The organism is Salinibacterium sp. ZJ450 (assembly GCF_011751885.2).
In the GTDB taxonomy this organism is placed as follows: Bacteria; Actinomycetota; Actinomycetes; order Actinomycetales; family Microbacteriaceae; genus Ruicaihuangia.
Genome location: NZ_CP061771.1, coordinates 3217446 through 3235029, shown reverse-complemented (window position 1 = coordinate 3235029; position 17584 = coordinate 3217446). Strand labels below are relative to the sequence as shown.

General features: G+C 65.6%; 15 protein-coding genes. 12 read left to right on the top strand and 3 right to left on the bottom strand.

Going from position 1 to position 17584, the window contains the following annotated elements; all coding sequences use genetic code 11:
* The first annotated feature begins 212 nt into the window (after positions 1-212).
* The 4 genes from HCT51_RS15750 to dctP all read left to right on the top strand — a co-directional run bounded on the left by HCT51_RS15750 (position 213) and on the right by dctP (position 4135).
* Positions 213-1247 (top strand): helix-turn-helix transcriptional regulator, encoded by a 1035-nt coding sequence (locus HCT51_RS15750; protein ID WP_166875267.1) that lies wholly within the window; start codon positions 213-215, stop codon positions 1245-1247.
* Between the two features lie 67 nt (positions 1248-1314).
* Positions 1315-2127 (top strand): SDR family NAD(P)-dependent oxidoreductase, encoded by an 813-nt coding sequence (locus tag HCT51_RS15745; RefSeq protein WP_166875271.1) that lies wholly within the window; start codon positions 1315-1317, stop codon positions 2125-2127.
* A gap of 2 nt (positions 2128-2129) precedes the next feature.
* Positions 2130-2684, top strand: a complete 555-nt coding sequence (locus tag HCT51_RS15740) for a nuclear transport factor 2 family protein (protein WP_166875274.1) — start codon at positions 2130-2132, stop codon at positions 2682-2684.
* A 218-nt stretch (positions 2685-2902) separates the two neighbouring features.
* Positions 2903-4135, top strand: a complete 1233-nt coding sequence (dctP, locus tag HCT51_RS15735) for a TRAP transporter substrate-binding protein DctP (protein ID WP_166875277.1) — start codon at positions 2903-2905, stop codon at positions 4133-4135.
* A gap of 639 nt (positions 4136-4774) precedes the next feature.
* On the opposite strand, the gene HCT51_RS15730 is transcribed toward dctP, so the two are convergent.
* Positions 4775-5629, bottom strand: coding sequence for a hypothetical protein (locus HCT51_RS15730; RefSeq protein WP_166875280.1), 855 nt, complete (start codon positions 5627-5629; stop codon positions 4775-4777).
* Positions 5626-6393: an HpcH/HpaI aldolase family protein gene (locus HCT51_RS15725; protein ID WP_166875284.1), complete on the bottom strand. Its 768-nt coding sequence runs from the start codon at positions 6391-6393 to the stop codon at positions 5626-5628. Before HCT51_RS15725 ends, HCT51_RS15730 begins: the two co-directional genes overlap by 4 nt.
* Positions 6394-6491: 98 nt before the next feature.
* Between HCT51_RS15725 and HCT51_RS15720 the strand changes: the two genes are divergently transcribed.
* Genes HCT51_RS15720 through HCT51_RS15690 form a run of 7 tightly spaced genes read left to right on the top strand, consistent with a single transcriptional unit; the run spans position 6492 to position 14278 of the window.
* Positions 6492-7808, top strand: coding sequence for an acyl-CoA dehydrogenase family protein (locus tag HCT51_RS15720; RefSeq protein ID WP_224760536.1), 1317 nt, complete (start codon positions 6492-6494; stop codon positions 7806-7808).
* On the top strand, positions 7805-8779 hold the full coding sequence (locus tag HCT51_RS15715) for an acyl-CoA dehydrogenase family protein (RefSeq protein WP_166875290.1): 975 nt from the start codon (positions 7805-7807) through the stop codon (positions 8777-8779). Before HCT51_RS15720 ends, HCT51_RS15715 begins: the two co-directional genes overlap by 4 nt.
* Before the next feature lie 12 nt (positions 8780-8791).
* Complete coding sequence (locus HCT51_RS15710; protein ID WP_166875293.1) at positions 8792-9559, top strand: SDR family NAD(P)-dependent oxidoreductase; 768 nt, start codon at positions 8792-8794, stop codon at positions 9557-9559.
* A gap of 25 nt (positions 9560-9584) precedes the next feature.
* Positions 9585-10715, top strand: a complete 1131-nt coding sequence (locus HCT51_RS15705) for an acyl-CoA dehydrogenase family protein (protein WP_166875296.1) — start codon at positions 9585-9587, stop codon at positions 10713-10715.
* On the top strand, positions 10708-11691 hold the full coding sequence (locus HCT51_RS15700) for an acyl-CoA dehydrogenase family protein (protein ID WP_166875299.1): 984 nt from the start codon (positions 10708-10710) through the stop codon (positions 11689-11691). The genes HCT51_RS15705 and HCT51_RS15700 overlap by 8 nt, the downstream gene beginning before the upstream one ends.
* Positions 11688-13301 carry an AMP-binding protein gene (locus tag HCT51_RS15695; protein WP_166875302.1) on the top strand — a complete coding sequence of 538 codons (1614 nt, stop codon included), beginning with the start codon at positions 11688-11690 and terminating at the stop codon, positions 13299-13301. The genes HCT51_RS15700 and HCT51_RS15695 overlap by 4 nt, the downstream gene beginning before the upstream one ends.
* 32 nt (positions 13302-13333) lie before the next feature.
* Complete coding sequence (locus HCT51_RS15690; RefSeq protein ID WP_166875305.1) at positions 13334-14278, top strand: SDR family NAD(P)-dependent oxidoreductase; 945 nt, start codon at positions 13334-13336, stop codon at positions 14276-14278.
* Between the two features lie 22 nt (positions 14279-14300).
* Here the strand turns inward: HCT51_RS15690 and HCT51_RS15685 are convergent, their stop codons facing one another.
* Positions 14301-15281, bottom strand: coding sequence for an SGNH/GDSL hydrolase family protein (locus HCT51_RS15685; RefSeq protein ID WP_166875308.1), 981 nt, complete (start codon positions 15279-15281; stop codon positions 14301-14303).
* 93 nt (positions 15282-15374) lie between these two features.
* Between HCT51_RS15685 and HCT51_RS15680 the strand changes: the two genes are divergently transcribed.
* Positions 15375-17579, top strand: a complete 2205-nt coding sequence (locus HCT51_RS15680; RefSeq protein WP_166875311.1) for a CoA transferase — start codon at positions 15375-15377, stop codon at positions 17577-17579.
* Positions 17580-17584 lie beyond the last annotated feature (5 nt).

Here is a 17584-nt window from a genome sequence, read left to right as displayed (position 1 = left end):
ACTCCGATTTGCGCAGCCGGTCGCGGGAACTCGTCCCGGAAGCGATCTACTCTCCCGGATCAGACAGACCTGACCACTGCGCCGTACTGACAATCAGAGGCGTCCTAATCGACTGCGTGGCATCGGAGTTCGCGCCGGTAGCTTCGAAATCGCGCCAAATTCTATATCGTAATGAGACCGCGACGAAGCGGGAAGGACCGAGCGGAGGCAGGTTGAGACCGGAAACGCAGGCTGCACTGCGCATCGACGACACTTATCTGCGAATCGTCTGTGAGGTTCTCGACGAGCACGACATCGACTCCCGTCGGGTTCTCGCGCAGGCGGGTTTGCCGAGGCGACTGCCGGGATCTGGGATGACCACGAGCGCGGAGACGAGCATCGCGTTCCGGCGTGCCTTCGCGGCGGCAACCGACCGTCGGCGCGAGCTCTGGCCGATTGTCGCAGGGCGGCTCGTGTTGCAGGCGACGAACCCCTACGGGCCGGCCACACGGACGGCGCCCGACGTCGAAACGATCGTTCGCATTCTGGAGCGGGGCGACCTGTATCTCACGCTCACGTCGGTCGTCCCGCTGCGCGACGCCCACGAGCGCCTCGTCGGTATCGAGTTCGACCTTTCCAATACTCCCCCCGACCTAATGGAGCTTGACGAGATCATCGTCGTGACGGCGCATATCCGCGTTTGGGACAGTATCTGGGCTGGTCTCTTTCCCTACCGCGGTATGGAGTTGCCAGTTTCGCTCCCTCTTGAGGCCATCAATCGGCGTGATCACGTGGGTGTCGTCCGAACATCGAGCCGTCCGCGGCTGCACTGGTATCCGGAGATAAGTATCCGTCGGCTGCCAGGAGCAAACGAGTATCTCCATCGGCAGCACGTGCACAACCTTGAAGCGATGATCGACGAACTGCGCCAGTCGAAAAACGTCCGGGATCGTGTAGTCGATCGGTTATGTGCGACGGGCGGGGTATCCTGCTCCGTGCGCGATGTAGCGGCGGATCTGGGCACGTCTGCACGTTCCCTGCAGCGAGCTCTGGAGGCCCAAGGTCTGTCGTTCCGAACGCTGCGGGACTCGGTCAGGCGAGAACTGGCGACGTCGAGGCTCCGCGACACCGCGAAACCGATAGCCGAAATCGCCAGCGACCTCGGCTACGCGTCGCCCACCAGCTTCAGCGACGCGTTCCGCACGTGGTTCGGGCAGTCCCCCTCCGCGTACCGATCCGGTGTCGAGCGCCCACAACTCGGCGGTTGACCGATACCACGGTCCTAGATACGCTCCGGCGACCTGAGCCACACGGTTCAACGACGAAGGAGTCTATATGTCTGATCCCGCAATGTTCACCGAAAAGTACGGCCCCTGGGCGGTGGTCGTGGGCGGTTCCGAGGGTATCGGTTCTGCGTTCGCGAACGAGCTCGCCTCCCGGGGGATCAACCCCGTGCTCGTTGCTCGCACCCAGTCGACGCTCGACGAAGCAGCCGAGGGCATCCGCTCGGCGAACCCCGGTGTGGAGGTTCGCACGATAGCCGTCGACCTCTCCGTGCCGGAGGGTGCCGAGCAGATCATCGCGGCGACCGACGGACTCGAGATCGGTACGCTCGTCTACAACGTCGGCTCGGAGCCGAAATACGGCGATTTCATCGATCACGACTGGGACATGCTCGCCAGCCGGTTGCAGCGCAATTTCGTGTCCAAGGCTCGCCTCGTGCACCACTTCGCGGGTCTGATGGCGCCACGAGGTCGCGGTGCGCTCGTGCTGATGGGCTCGGTCGCCGGGTTCGGCGGCTCGCCCGGATTCGCGCTCTATGCGTCCAGCAAAGCGTTCGGGCACACCCTGGGAGAGGGGCTGTGGGTCGAGCTCGCGAAACACGGCATCGACGTGCTGACGCCTGTCGTCGGTCAGACGAACACTCCCACGATGGTGAAGGCATACGGCCGCGTCGACGGCGCGGCAGAGCCCGCCGACATCGCCCGTGAGGCGCTCGACCGGGTGACCAACGGTCCGATCTGGATCGAAGACAAGGTTCGTGATCTCGTCGCCGGGCGCATTGGATCTGAGCCGGCTGAGCGAGTCAAAACGATCGGCGAGCGCGCTGCACGCATGGCCTCCGGCAACCCGGTGGGGGTGAGCTGAGAATGGTCTACGACGTCACCGCCGAGGAGCGGAACCAGATCAGCCAGGGCCTGTACGCGTACTGCCGTGGCCTCGACCGCTTTGATCGCGAACTCGCACTGTCTCCCTTCACGGCAGACGCAGCCCTCGATTACAGCGGGATTTACGTGGGCGATGCGCCCGGCTTCATGGACTGGGTTTGGCCCTTCCACGAGAAGCTCGAGTTGAACGTTCACCGAGTCGCGAACGTATACATTGAACGCAATCCCTCGGGTGACCTCGTCAGCGAATCGTACGTCATATCCCTGTTGCGGCGCCGGGACGGCGAAGTTTTCATCGACCGAGCCGGATACGGCCGGTACATCGACCGCTGGACGGCGACCGACGATGGCCGCTTGGCAATCATCGAGCGGGACTACGTGAACGACCTTGTCACCGAGTCGAAGAACCCGCGAGACGGCGCTCGAGCAGTTGCCCCGGTGGACGGAGTTCCGCCGCTCGAGGCACGTCGTGATCAGAATGATGCGTCGTACCGATTGTTCACAGCAGCGCCCCTCCCGCAGCCAGCGGCGCGGTAAGCAGGACCGGGCATCTTTGTCGGGGCCAGTGGCGACCACCTTACGGCCGCCACCGGCCGGGGTAGGCGCCCTTCACGATGTTCTCAACCGTGCCGAAACCAGAGCTCCATGAAGTGCATGACCGACCGGCGCAGCGATTGCCTGCGTCGCTTATTTTGAAAGTGAAGTCAGTGTCAATGATGACAGCGAAATCAACACGGCCCCGAACGAAACCGTCAATGCTCCTAGCCCTGGGAGGAGCCAGCATTCTGCTGCTGTCCGCCTGCGCCGGGTCTCCCCCGACACCGCAGGCGACCGCCGACCCTGGCGGCCTCGAAGAGATGGAACCCGTAGTACTTCGTGTCAGCGAGATCGGACCCGAGAATGGTGCTCCCGGCCGCGGACTCCAAGCGTTCATGGACTATGCCCGTGAGCACTCGGAAGGGAAGATCGACTTTGAACCCTACTATTCGGCAACACTCGCGCCCCCGGCCGAATCTTTGGCGGCTATTAAGTCCGGCCTCACCGACATCGGGTTCTTCGGAGCCACCTTCAACCCCCAGGAACTGCCGATCTCGTACTGGGGAACGAACGTCGCCCGTGATGTCATCGGCCCGGGGCATCCGGAATCGACCGTGGTGGGGTCAGCCGCCACGAACGCGCTGTACCAGACCAGTCCGGAACTTCTCGCCGAGTTCGCCGAGTCCAACATGGTTCCCCTGGCCGTGGTGCACTCGGGACCTTTCCCGATGTTGTGCACGGAGCCGGTGGAGTCAACAGAGCAGGCGCAGGGGAAGGTGGTCGCGACCTTCGGATCGCCCTGGAAAGAGGAAGTCGAGGCCCTCGGGATGACGAACGTGTCACTGCCCCCACCCGAACTGTACGAGGCACTGCAACGCGGAATTGTGGATTGTGTCTCCTCAGCGGCGAACAACCACGTCAACCTGGGCCTCATGGAAGAGGCGAAGTACCTCACCCTCATCGACGGTGCCGCAGGCTCGGGCTCCGGCTATGCCATCAACAAAGAGGTGTGGGACGGTCTTCCCCCGGCGGCACAACGAATCCTCGTAGAAGCCAAAGCGTCTTTCGTCCGAGGATACGTGAGCGAGACGCTGAGCATCTTCTCAAAGCTCATCTCCGAGGCAAAACGCCTGGGGGTGACTATTCTCGACCCGACCGGTCTCAACGCAACCATTCATAAGCAGAGTGACGCGGTCGCCGCTGGCCTCCCGGCCTCCGCGCCGGCAACACTGACCGACCCGCAGGCTTTCATCGAACCACTGGAAGGCTACCGCGACCATTGGTCAGACCTCGCCGCTGACGAACTCGGGCTCCAAGCCGTACCCGATGACGACATCGACGGGCTGGTAAAGGCGTTCTCTGATTCAAAGGATGCAGTCGACTTCGACGACTACGAAACCGCTATGCGCGAATATTTCGGCGACCTTTTCAACAAGAAATCAGGAGAGTAGTCAGATGGATGGGGACACGACGTGTGGTGCTCGGCAAGGACGCCGCGGGTGAAAGTGCGGTGCTCTTCGATGACGAGGCGCAAAAGGTGGTGCAGTGGACTCCGGGGTCCGGCGTCAGGGACTGACATGTAGCGATTCTTGACAATTGCACAGAGTGAAGCGCCGCCCGGCTGACTGTTCGGCGGCGCTTCCTTGTTCGCGAGACAGGCCGCTCGTGCGAGAACATCGAGTCCGGAGCCGCTTAAGTTATCGCCCGATCGGGCTCGACGATCGGGGACGTCTCTCCTGCTCCGACACCTCCTCGACTGGAGACTTGAGCAGGTCCGCGAAGGCGTCCCGCTCGATTGCATCCGCCCCGCTGGCGAACGCTTCCTTCAGCGCGTCGCCGTCGAGCGCAACGGGCCTTCGGAGTCACGGCGCTCTCAAGCAGGTCGACCCACTTCCCCCTGGCAACCGCCCCGCCTGCTGACAGCGACCCAGCTTTCCGCACCCCGCAAAACGACGAAACGCTCCCGAGTTTCCTCAGGAGCGTTCTCGTTTTCGGGAGTTCTTAGAACAACCCGTTCGTCGGGCTGAAAGTGTCTTTCAGGACGTAGGAGACTAATCTCTCAAGACCTCGGAGACACGTCGGTGGCCGGGCTAGACGAGCCCCAGTGAGTCGGCGTAGTCATCCGTGCCCATGTGCGCGGGAACGAACGGTGCGGTCCATTCGACAGTTCCGTGACCGGAGGCCGCAATCGCTTTCGGGAGTGCGTCGAACTCGCGCTCCCACGCGTCACGGGGATCGCCTTCAAGGAACCAAAGCAGGACCAGTCGTCGTCCGTCGTTATCGGCTTTCCGCTGCAGGTCTTGAAGTGCGGGCCGCATCGCAGACGTGTCTGCCGCACCGCGGAACACGAGCACGCTGAGCACGCTCGCCTCTTCTCTGGCGAGGCGTGCCGGGAGGAACTCATCGAGGAGCCAGTCGGCTGTGGCGTCCCGATCCGTAGAATCCGGAACGTCGATGAGTTGCACGACCATACCACCAGGGGGATCCATCAAAGAGAACACGTCGCGTGGTGCGCGGTCGTCGCGGTAGACGGTGCCGACCTGGTCGGCGAACGAGACGAAGGCCAACTGGCGCTCGGTGAAGTTCCGGCCCTGGGCATCCAACTGCGGACCGGTCCCGGCCGCCCAGGCGAAGTAGTCGTTGAGGTGACCGGGTGCGATCCAGTACGTGGCGGCGTAGCTGCCACGGGACGAGTTGCTGTATTCGCCCCCAGGTCGGCCGTATTGAAGGCGTCGAAGGTCTGCGGGGGCGACCCAGCGGCGTCCGGCGAACACGAATGGTGCCATCATCGCGGACGAGAAGAAGTGGTCGTCCTCGTACCAGCGCGTGTATTCACGCTCGTGGCCTGGATGTGGATCGGCGATGTTCAGGAGCATGTGGCCCACGCCCACCTCAAGGGACGTCTGGGCGCCGATCTGGGCGAGCGACTGGGCGTGCTCGGTCATGCGCCGGTCCGCACCGGGCTGCGGAATTTCGCGAGTCGCTCGGCGCCGGTCGCCCTGACATAGTTCAGGTCGCCGCCGATCGTCATGAAGGATGTGCCCTCGAAGCCGATACCGCCGGGCGCACCGAGCCGGAGGCCGACACGCTCCGCCTTGTCTCGACAGTCTTCCCAGATGGTGAGCAGTTGCTCGCGGCCGGCGTACATGTCTGTGCCCATGTCCTGGGCGAGGTCGCCCAGGCCGAAGAAGGCGAACTCCACGCCATCCACTCCTGCGATCGCCTCGAAATTGTCGACACCTGCCACGGTCTCGATCAGCGGGATGAAGATGACCTCCCGGTTCGACCGGGAGGCGTGCTCGCTCCAGTTCTCCCCCGTCCAACCTGCCGCCGGCACCATCGGGCAGAACCCGCGTCCGCCGGCGCGGTACTGCGTCGCGGCATAACAGGCGGCCGCCTGCTCCGCAGTCTCGACTTTCGGCACCAGAACACCGTCCGCACCGAGGTCGACCACCTGTTGGATCTGGGTCGGGTCGCCCTTGAGCACCCTGACGATGGCCGCCGTGCCGGTCGCTTGCGCGGCCCGGATGTGCATAAGGATGTCGCGGACGCCCAGGGCTCCGTGCTCGCCATCGATGATGACGAAGTCGTGTCCGATCTCGCCGAAGATTGCCGTGGTCGACGAGTCGGCCGCGGTCACCCACGCCCCGATCGCCTGATCCCCTCGGTCGTTCAATTCCACGAACCGTGATCGCGCTCCTGTGAACACGTTGCTCTCCTCATCTCTGCGCCTATGCAGTGCCGGACCGCCTGATGCACGGTCGTCTTCGATGTCGCCGGTGACCTCATTAAGAAGGCAACCATTGCATGTATAGCACCAGGTGCTGCATCAAAGTTGATATTGCCATATACACTGATGTCACAATTATTGATATGATGGACGCAGGACAGCGATCCACAAACTTGCGGCTTGGCACATGCCTGCCGCCGACACATACGCCGTGCGCGATAACCGGCGGGAAGGCAAAGATGCTTGACTTCGCGGAGGACGAGACAACCGTGCAACTGCGCAAGCAGTTGCGCGGACTGATCACCGAATCTATTCCGAGGGACTACCTTGGTGCCTTCACCGACGACCCGAACGATCACGAGATCGCCAAGGAGTTCTGCCGCTTGCTCGGTGAGAACCGGCTGTTCGCGCTGACGTGGCCGATCGAGTGGGGTGGCGGTGCCGCCGGCCCGTGGCAGCAGACAGCGCTGCGTGAAGAGATGTGGGCATTCCACGAGCCGCGCGGGCCGCAGTACATGGGACTGAACTGGATTGGTCCGGTCATCATGCGCTACGGAACGCCCGACCAACAGGAGCGTTTCCTGCCGCCGATCGGTCGCGGTGAGGTCGACTGGTGCCAGGGCTTCAGCGAGCCCGAGGCCGGTTCCGACCTCCCGGCGCTGCGCACTCGCGCGACGAAGGTCGACGGTGGGTGGCGTATCGACGGACAGAAGGTGTGGACGTCATACGCTGGCATGGCGACGTGGTGCGTCCTGCTCGCGCGCACAGGGACACAAGAGAGCCGGAAAGACGGCATCTCGGTCTTCCTCATCGAAATGGACCAGCCCGGGATCGAAGTCAGGCCGATCCCCGCGATGATCGGACCCCACCACATCAATGAGGTCTACTTCGAGGGCGCATTCGTCAAGGAAGAAAACCTCCTCGGCGAAGTGAACGACGGGTGGACGATCATCAACGAGGTGCTCGCGTTCGAGCGCATCGGAATCGCTCGGTACGCCCGTTGCGAGCGGCTTCTCGCAGAGGCCCCGGCAGCCCTCGGTGAGCTGTGGGACGAGCTGCCTGACTCAATCGTGCAGCGCTGGGCGACGGCTCTGATGAACTCGCGACGCGTGAAGCTGATGGCCTACTCGGTCGTGGCAGCTCAGGAACAAGGCAAGCTCGACCCAGCCGACGCGTCGGCATATCGCATCGCCGGAACCCTACTCGACCAAGAAGTCGCCGAGGTGCTCATGGACGTGGTCGGAGCGTGGGGATTAGGCACAACGGATACCGCGCTGACCTATGTTCGCGCGGTCGAGGATCACTGGCGGTACGCCCAGGCAGCGACGGTGTCTTCGGGCACGGTCGAAATGAACCGGATCGCGCTCGGCCGAAGGATGGTGGCAAAGAAATGAAGAGTACTGTGTCCGAAGAGGCGCTCGAACTCGGTCAGGCAGTCGGCGAGGCGATCGACGCCGCCGGCGGTGTCGATCTCGCGCGCGAGTTCGAACGGAACCCGGCCGCTCGCGGCAAACGTGTCGACGATCTACTCGGCCCACTCGGGATCTGGGAGATCGCCCCGCGAGAAGACCAAGTCCAGCTGGAGGCCGCCGCAGAAGCCTGCCGGGCCGCAGGCGGTCGGCTGCTGATGTACCCCATCGCCGAGCGGCTTGCCCGTCCGGAGGGTAAGGACGCGATCCTTCTGGTTCCCACCACGGGTCGTCGGGTCGCCGTGCACGCAGATATCGACCTGGACTGGGCCGCTGCAACGTTGCGTGGCGACTCCGCACAGCTCACTCATCGCGGTCCGCTGATTGGCGAGAAGCTGGCGAAGTTCGTCGCCGAGATCGACGCCGAGATTGACGAGGGCGTTCCGCAGGAGAACGCTGAACTGGTTATCGCGTTGCAATCCTGGTGGCTGCTCGGAGTGCTCGAGCGCTCGCTTGCGGACACCGTCGTGTACGCGAACGAACGTGAGCAGTTCGGACGCCCCATCATCAAGTTCCAGGCAACACAGTTCCGACTGTCGGATGTCACGGTCGCCGTGCAGGGACTGGCCGAACTGGCGAAGTACACCCTGTGGTCCATCGCGCAAGGGGATCGTGCGACCGCACTGGTTGACGCTGTCGCCTTGCGGGTTTCAGCGGTTCAAGCGGCGGACACGGTGCTGCGTGCCGGACATCAACTGCACGGCGCGATGGGCTTCGCCGACGAGACGAACATCTCCCAGTATTCTCGGCATAGCCAGGGTTACCGTCGGCTGCCCGAAGGCGAGACTCGTGGACAGCTCATCCTCGCCGAACTCATCGCCGAGAGTGGCTGGGCAAGCCTGTTCCCGATCGCTGCCGGCGCGGCAAAACGCGACGCCGCCGCGGTGCGGGTGTAAAGAAAGGACGACATGACCTCGCCCCTCGAGATTTTCTCCCTTGAAGGCAGGACCGCGGTCCTCACCGGCGCCTCGGCGGGTCTCGGCCGCCGGTTCGCCGACGTGCTCGCCGGCGCAGGCGCGCGAGTGGCCGTAGTCGCGCGACGGGTGGAATTGCTCGACTCGTTCGTGGCCGCGCATCCGGGAAGCATCGCCATTCGTGCCGACCTGTCCCGGCCCGACGAGGTCGACGGCATCGTCGATCGCGTTCGCGCCGAGTTCGGTACGCCGGACATCATCGTCAACAACGCTGCCTACATCGCCGGCGGTGTGAAGGCGGAGGACGAGACTGCCGAGCAGATCGCGTCAACACTGAATGTCAACCTGGTTTCGCCGATCCGCCTCGTTCAAGCGTTCCAGCCCGGCATGCGCGAGCGGGGCACAGGAAGCATCGTGAACGTCACCTCGATGGTCGCGAGCGTCGGCATCGGCCGTTTCCCGCAGGCCGTGTATTCGGCATCAAAGGGCGGGCTCGAATCCATCACGCGCGAATGGGCGGCACAGTGGAGCCGATACGGCATCCGCGTCAACGCCATCGCCCCGGGCTTCTTCGAGAGTGAAATCACCAAGGACGTCATCGAACTCGAGAACATCCAGCAATGGATTCTGCGAAATACCCTGCTCCCGCGTCACGGCAAGCCGGAAGACTTCGACGGCGCCCTTCTCTACCTGGCCAGCGACGCCAGCCGATACGTCACGGGTCAGACGCTGACCGTGGACGGCGGATGGACGGCACACTGAGATGACCATGACGGAAGGTTCCCACGTGACAACCAGACCGGACTTCGTTGCGTGGCTCACCGAGCACGCAGCGGAACTTGCAGATCTGAATCCCCGGCCCGATGACGAGCTTGAAACGCGCGTGGACAAGAGCCTTGCGCTTCTCGGGCGGCTTCATGCGGAGGGGATCATCGGATGGGGCTGGGCCGAGGATCTCGGCGGCTTCGGCGGCGACGCAACCGACCGCGCAGCACTCTACGATGCGCTGACCGCGACCGGGTTCGGAATGCCGGAACAGGTCGGCGCTCTCGAAGTGCTTGGCTCGGCGCTGACGACCTTTGCGCCCGAGCTCGCGCGGCGGGCACTGCCAGCCGTTTTCGAAGGCCGTGAGCTCTGGTGCCAGGGATTCTCGGAGCCCGAAGCCGGAAGCGACCTCGCCAGTCTCCGCACAACGGCGAAGCAGACCTCGGATGGCTGGGTGATCGACGGGCAGAAGGTCTGGACGTCGCTCGGCCACCGCTCCCGCTGGTGCGGCGTGCTCGCGCGCACAGGAGCCCCAGAGGGTCGCCACCGTACCCTCAGCCTCTTCTGGGTCGATCTCGAATCGCCGGGGGTCACCGTGCGCCCGCTGCAGACGACGACAGGGGAGGCCGAGTTCTCAGAGGTCTTCTTCGACGCCGTCAGCGTGCCCGCCGATCACATCATCGGTGAGATCGACGGCGGCTGGAAGGTCGCCATGCATCTGCTCCAGTACGAGCGCGGAATGTGGGCATGGCAGCGTCAAGCGATCATGCACGCAAACCTCGACGACCTGATCGCCAAGGCGGGTTCGCATCCCGCGGCAGCCGAGACGGTCGGTGCTGCCTATGTCGCCCTGGCCGCGCTGCGAGCTCGCAGCCGGCAGACCGTGGAGCGACTCGCTCAGGGGGAGCGGCTCGGGCCCGAGGTTTCCATCGACAAGACCCTGTTGAGCTCTGCCGAGCACGTGGTGAACGACGCGGTCCGCGCCCTGCGGATGAACGACTTCCTCTTCGGCGACGACGCAGACGCGAAACGCATCCGCAGCGAGTGGTACTACTCACGGGCGGCGTCGGTCTACGGCGGCGCAGTCGAGGTCCAGAAGAACATCATCGCCGAGCACGTGCTCGGCCTTCCCCGGGAGGACCGGCGTGGCTGACGAACTTGAGGATGAAGTCCGCGAGGCGACACGAGATCTCATCGAGTCCAAGCCGGAGGGCTTGGTGTGGGCAGATCTCGAAGAGATGGGCTGGTTCGAGCTGGCGCAAGAGGGGCCGCGGCTTGCCGTCAGCGCCTTGTTCGAGGGCCTCGGCGCGGCTGCCGCAGGGTCCGAAGCCCTGGATGCGGCAGTACTCATCGCGCTGACGGCTGCGGGCGCGGAACTCTCTCTCGAGAGCCCTCCTGCGGTCGTCTATTACACACCGGGACGACATGCGGTGGGCGGGCTAACCGCAACGGGAGCCACGGATGTCGACGGCATCGTGGTGTCTCGGAGCGCCACCCCGAACACGCTGCTAGCACCGTTGAGCCGCGAGGACGGCACGACCGTCCTGGCTGTGCTGGATGCCGCCGGCGCGACTTTCGAGCCGATCGCCGGCGTCGACCCGTCGCAGGGCCTCCGCCGAGTCACGGCCGCGACCGCACAAGTTGTGAGCGAACTCGGCCCCGAGTACGCCTCCCTGCTGGGAATGGCGGCCCGTCGGGCAGTGGCACACGAGTCCATCGGGCTTGCGCGCGCCATGCTGGATGTCGCCGTTGAACACGTCACGAGCCGCAAACAGTTCAACCGGGCGATCGGCAGCTATCAAGCAGTTCAGCACCGGCTGACCGACATCGAGGTTGCGCTCGGTGGCGCTGCCGCTGTGGCGGCATTGACCTGGCAGGACGAACCGGACTCCGTCACCGTCCTGACGGCGAAAGCGCTGGCCGCGACCGCACTCGATACCGCGCTGCGCAATGGCTTGCAGGTGTGCGGCGGCATGGGTTTCACCGACGAGTTTCCCCTGGCGCGGCTCGTACGCCGCGCCCTATTCCTGTCGGCGTTTCTGGGCGGTGCTTCACAATTGACCGGTGCGGTCGGCCGATCCATCATTGCGTCGGGTAGAGCGCCCCGTCTGTCGGGATTCGCAGCATGAGCGTCAGCGAAGACATTCCCGACTTCCCGGCCGCCGGCGTCGAGACGATCGCGGCTGCCGCGCGCTGGGCAGGCGAGCACTTCGCCGACTTACCGGCACTCGTCGACGGTGACCTGCGCTGGACTTTCCGAGAGTACATCGATCGAGCAGAGTCGATCGCCGCGGGCCTCGTCGCGCTCGGAGTGCAAAAAGGCGACCGGGTCGGAATCTGGGCCCCCAACTCCGGGGATTTCGCGGCTACCGTGCTCGGAATCGAGTTGGCGGGCGCTGCGCTGGTCCCGCTGAACACTCGCTTCACCGTGACTGAAACGGGCGACATCTGTGCCCGGGCGTCGATCAAGGCGGTCTTCACCGTCGAGACGTTCCTTGACCGTCCATACGCAGCGGAGCTCGCCGCCCACCGGCGGGAGAGGCCGGAGATCCTCGCGGACAGTGTTCCGATCATCACGTTCGACGGCGCCGGCGAGCACGGCATAGAGCTGCTCATCGGGCGGGCGACCGATGAGCACCGCCGGGAGGTCGACGCCCGGGTGGCCGGCCTGTCCTCTGAGGACACGGGCATGGTGCTGTTCACCTCGGGAACGACGGGTCGGCCGAAAGGCATCCGCCTCGGGCACGGCCAGCTTCTGCGGGCGTACTGGCAGTGGGGCGGGATCCTTGGCCTCGAGGCGGGCGATCGCGTCCTGCTCAGCAACCCGTTCTTCCACGCCTTCGGACTCCTGGTGGGGCTGTTGGTCGCGCTCGTGCGCGGGACGACGGTCTACCCCCTCGCGGTCTTCAACTCGGCCGGCGCGCTGCGCATCATCGAGGCGGAGCGCATCACCTTCTACCCGGCGCCGCCCACCGTCTTCCAGACGATGCTGCAGGATCCGGCGCTGCAGTCGACCGACACGAGCTCGTTGCGGATTGCGGTGACGGGTGCAACATCCATCCCTCCATCGCTTATCCGCGCGATGCACGACGTGCTCGGTATCGAGCGAGTCTTCTCCCCGTACGGACTGACCGAAGCCACAGGCGTTGCGACGCTGACCCGTTTCGGCGATTCGGTGGAGACGATCGCCCAAACTGCGGGCAGCCCGGTCCCCGGTGTCGAGGTCGTCATCTTGCGACCGGACGGGTCGCAGGCGGACACGGGCGAGATCGGTGAAATTTGCGTGCGCGGCTACAACACGCTGGTGAGCTACCTGGACGATGACACGCCGCTGACAGACGAGCGCGGCTGGATGCACACCGGCGACCTCGGAACGATCGATGAGGCAGGCAACCTGCGTGTGACCGGGCGGCTGAAGGATATGTTCATCGTCGGCGGGTTCAATGTCTACCCTGCCGAAGTCGAAGCGGTGCTCAGCTCGCACCCGGGGGTATCCGCCGTGGCCGTCGTCGGTGTCCCCGATGAGCGGCTCGGGGAGGTGGGCGCCGCGTTCATCATCCCCAAGACGGGCGCCAGCGTCGACGAGGCCGAGCTGGTCGAAGCAGCGGGGGAGCGCCTCGCGAACTACAAGCGTCCGCGACGCTACTTCTTCGTCGACGCCTTCCCGGTGAACGCGAGCGGCAAGGTTCTGAAGCACGAGTTGGTCGCGAGCGTCACCGCTGCCCCGGCGGCCGGCTGATCGTGAGCGACCATCGATGAATCGTTCTTAGAATGATCACGCCGCAGCGGCCGCTTCCCTCAGGCTTCGGCCCGGACACGACCGCGCTAGAAGCGCTCGGCGGCCGGGACCTCACCGGGACGGTGGGGATCGTCACGGGCGGCCACTCGGGACTCGGATTGATTGTGACGCGAGTGCTCGCCGAGGCCGGCGCCGAGATCGTGGTCCCAGCGCGTGATCCAGAACGCGCCGCTGAGGCACTCGCTGACATACCGCGCGCCGAAGCGCGGCCGCTGGACCTCGTCGAGCCGGACTCCATCGACCGGTTCGCGGAGGCCATCCTCGCCACGGGTCGTCCGCTGCACCTTCTTATCAACAACGCTGCGGTGCTCGGACACCCTGAGCAGCGCGACCATCGTGGGTTCGATTACACGTTCGCCGTCAACCACCTCGGCCATCACCAGCTCACGGCACGACTCTGGCCGGCGCTTATCCGGGCCCGCGGGGCGCGGGTGGTCACCGTTTCCTCGCGGGGGCACCGCTTCGCGAACGTAGACCTCGACGACCTCCACTTCGAGCGGCGCCCGCTCGACAAGACGGTGTCGTATGCGCAGTCGAAGACCGCGAATGCGCTGTTCTCGCTCGCGCTTGACTCACGCGGCGAGCCGTTCGGCGTTCGCTCGTTCTCCGTGCACCCGGGGGTGATCACCACTGGACTCAACCGCCATATGGGCGAGACGGATCGTGCCGACGCGCGCGCGGCATACGGCCCACGGCGCACCGCAGAGCAGGGGGCCGCGACAACGGTCTGGTGCGCCGCGAACCGCCAACTCGACGGGATGGGCGGTGTCTACTGCGAAGACGTGGACATCGCCGAGCCGGTCGACGCATCCACGACGGCGACGCCAGGGGCGCGGCCGTGGATCCTCGACCGGGAACTGGCCGAGCGGCTCTGGACGGTGACCGAGGACCTCACCGGCGTGCGGCTGCCCGAATAGCTCAAGGCCTGAAGCGGGACCCTCAGGCCACAATCCGTGTGAGGGCGCCGGCTGCCGCGGCACCCATCGCCGCGTGGCCTGCATCGTTCGGGTGGATGCCGTCGGGATCGAGCTGTTCAGCCGTGATCAGGTCGGCGCCCGACAGGAGGTGCAGGCGGGCGTCCGCCTGCTCATCCCGGAACGAGAGCACCGCGTCTTCGATGGCGCGACGGAGGTCGGAAAGCGTCGCCCCCGAACGGTTCCGAGCCTGCTCGGCAGCCGGCCGGATCACCGGACTGAGCACGAGGATCGGTGTGTCTGGATGGCCGCCCCGCACTGTGCGGAGGAACAGCCGCATCAGTTCCGCGAGGTACGCGGCATCCATCTCGATCTGCGACCAGCAGTTCGTGCCCCAGGCAAGGCTGATCACGTCGGCGGGGATGGCGGCCAGGTGCGCCGCAACCGGCAGCTCACCGCGCGCAGCCCCTGCAAAGCCGAGGTTCAACAGGTTGAACCCCGTCCGCCGCGCCGCGACGGCCGCCCAGGTCGCGCCGGGATCGCTCGTCGTCCACCCCTGGGTGATCGAGTCGCCGTACGCGACCCATCGAGGCGCCGCAGGCAGGGGCGCAACACCGCCACCGAGGGCGCGGATGCCGAAGATGCGCGGTTCGTAGCGCTCGGGAAGATAGATCTCGACGATCGTCTCGGGATCGCGCTCGGGCAGCGTGATCTGGACCGTCGTCGTGATTCCGGCGGAGACCGGAGTTGCATCCCATCGCTGTCCGGCGACGTACACGGTGAACTCGCCGTGCGCGGCCGGGGTTGCCAGGCTCAGGACGTCACTGGTCCGGATGTCGATTTCGATTGCCGTCGCATCGCCGGTGAAGCCAAGGCGGACACCAGCCGGGACGCGGGACGCTTGCACGGTGTCAGCGGCCCACCGCTCCATCGCCGCGGACGGCACCCGGAGTGGCCGGTCGTCCTCGATCGAATCGGCTCCGAGCAGCAGGGGCTTGAGTTCCATGTCGGGCATCTCCTTCGATCCAGCGCGCCATCATCGCTAACATTACCCAAATACGCCGCCAGAGCGGGAGGCGAGACGAGGATGGTCGCACTCATGAGCATGAACCAGGGCCCGCTCCACGGGATTCGCGTTCTCAGCATCGGGCACTGGATCGCCGGACCCTATGCGGCGACGTTGCTGGCCGATCTCGGAGCGGACGTGACCCGCGTCGTGCCGCCCGGCTCGCAGCCTGCGCAGAACGCCACGGATGCCGTGTTGGCTCGAGGTAGCGTCCGTGTTCTCGAACTCGACCTACGAAGTCGAAGCGACGCCGAACGCGCTCGCGCGCTGGCGTCCGAAACAGACGTCATGATCGAGAACTTCCGCCCCGGGGTGCTGGCGGGGTGGGGATTGGCGCCGACCGAGCTCGTCGCAGAATTTCCTCGCCTCGTGGTGCTGTCGCTACCCGGATTCGCTTCGGACGATCCACGGGCAGCGATGCCCGGCTGGGAGGGCGTCATCATGGCATCGGCCGGCGCATATGGCGCGGCGTCCGCGGAGATGCTGGGTGGCGAGTGGTGGCCGAGCCACGGTCACGGGTTCAGCCCGTTGCCGCTCGCGTCGGTGTTCGCGGGCGCGCTCGGCGCCCTGGCCGTCACCGGTGCCCTGATCGACCGGGAGCGGTCGGGACGCGGCCAACTCGTCGAGGTCTCGCTCCACGACGCGTTCCTCGAAGCGATCGGCTCTCGTGGCGCCCAGTATGAGCGGCCGGCGCGCAACTGGACGTTCATGGGCTCCGGTTTCTACCGCTGCGCCGACGACACGCACCTGAGCCTCATCACCGTCTGGCATCGGCACCTGCGCTGGTTCTTGTCGGCCCTCGGCTGGTCAGACGCGCGCATCGAACGGGAAGCCAGATACGAGACGCTGATGGCTTCTGCGGATGCCCGCGAACGACTGCGCGACGAACTGACCACGGTACTCGCGACCCGACCGGCGAAACACTGGGAGAAGCTGGGATTCCGGGCCGGCGTTCCCGTTGCGGAATTGCGGACGAGCCGCGACTGGCTGCAACGCGAGGCCGCCCAGCGGTCCGGCTCGATCACGCGGGTAGAAACGGCTGCCGGTACCCAATGGATGCCGGGTCCTCCGGTCCGCATCGAACAGACCGCCGCCGGCACGCCGTTGCGGCCGCAGCGTCGGCAATCCGATCGCCCCGGTCCTCTCGCCGGATTCCGTATTCTCGACATGACACGAGTGCTTGCCGGCCCCACGGCATCTCGTCTCCTGGCCGACCTCGGTGCCGATGTCGTGCGCGCGGATGTCGACCCGTCACAAATCCAGGCCGGCCACCGTGAGCCGTTCTTCCACGAGGTTGTCAACCGTGGCAAGCGCATCGCAGAAGTCGACCTTCGCGGGTCTGCCGGGCCGGGACGTCGGGACGCATTACTCGGTTGGGCCGATGCGCTGATCACGAACTTCACGTCGCCCGCCCTCGAGCGGCTGGGCATCGATGCGGTGACCTTGGGTCGGACGCAACCGGAGCTCGTGCACACGCACGTGACCAGCTTCGACGAGGCCGGAGAATGGTCGCACGTGCGCGGGTACGCGGAGGTCGTGAACACCGTGACCGGCCTCACGGCCGAAACGCTGCCCCTTCCGATTCCGAGTGGGGTCGCCCCGAATGTCGATGTTCCCCGCATGCCGTTCACCGATCACCTGAGTGGGATATTCGCCGCTGTCGGCACGGTGGCGGCGTTGCTGGGTCGGGTGCGGGCGGGGCACAGTTCGCGCGTCACCACGGCGCTCGTCGACGCAGCCTATGCCGAGCAGCTCCCGTACGTCGGCGATGCCTGGGCGGAGTGGCGAGCGCGTGCCGAGCCGATGCTGCCCGGCTGGTCGCCGTCACACCGGATGATCCGAACCGCGGAGGGCTGGATCTTCATCGGACTCGGTGGTTCGGCGTGGACGCGGCTGACCGACCGGATCGGAGGCGGCACTCGCGAAACCGTCGAAGCCGCCTTCCTGGCGCGCAACACGGGGGAGGCCATAGAGCTCGTCACCGCCATCGGCGGCGCCGCTCACCCAGTCGTCCAGGTCGACTCGCTCGGCGCCCCCGACAGTCCTCTGCGGGAGCGCGGTCTGCTCGTCACGGTCGACTCGCCTGAATTCGGTCGGATCGTGCAGCTGGGAAACCCGATCCGGTACTCTCGCACGCCGGTGCGGCCGGGCGCTCATCCGGACGCCGGCGATGAGTGGCTGACCGAGCACGTCGGGATCGCCGGCCGTCAGAGCGCAGACACCGCCTCGCGTGACTGACTGGC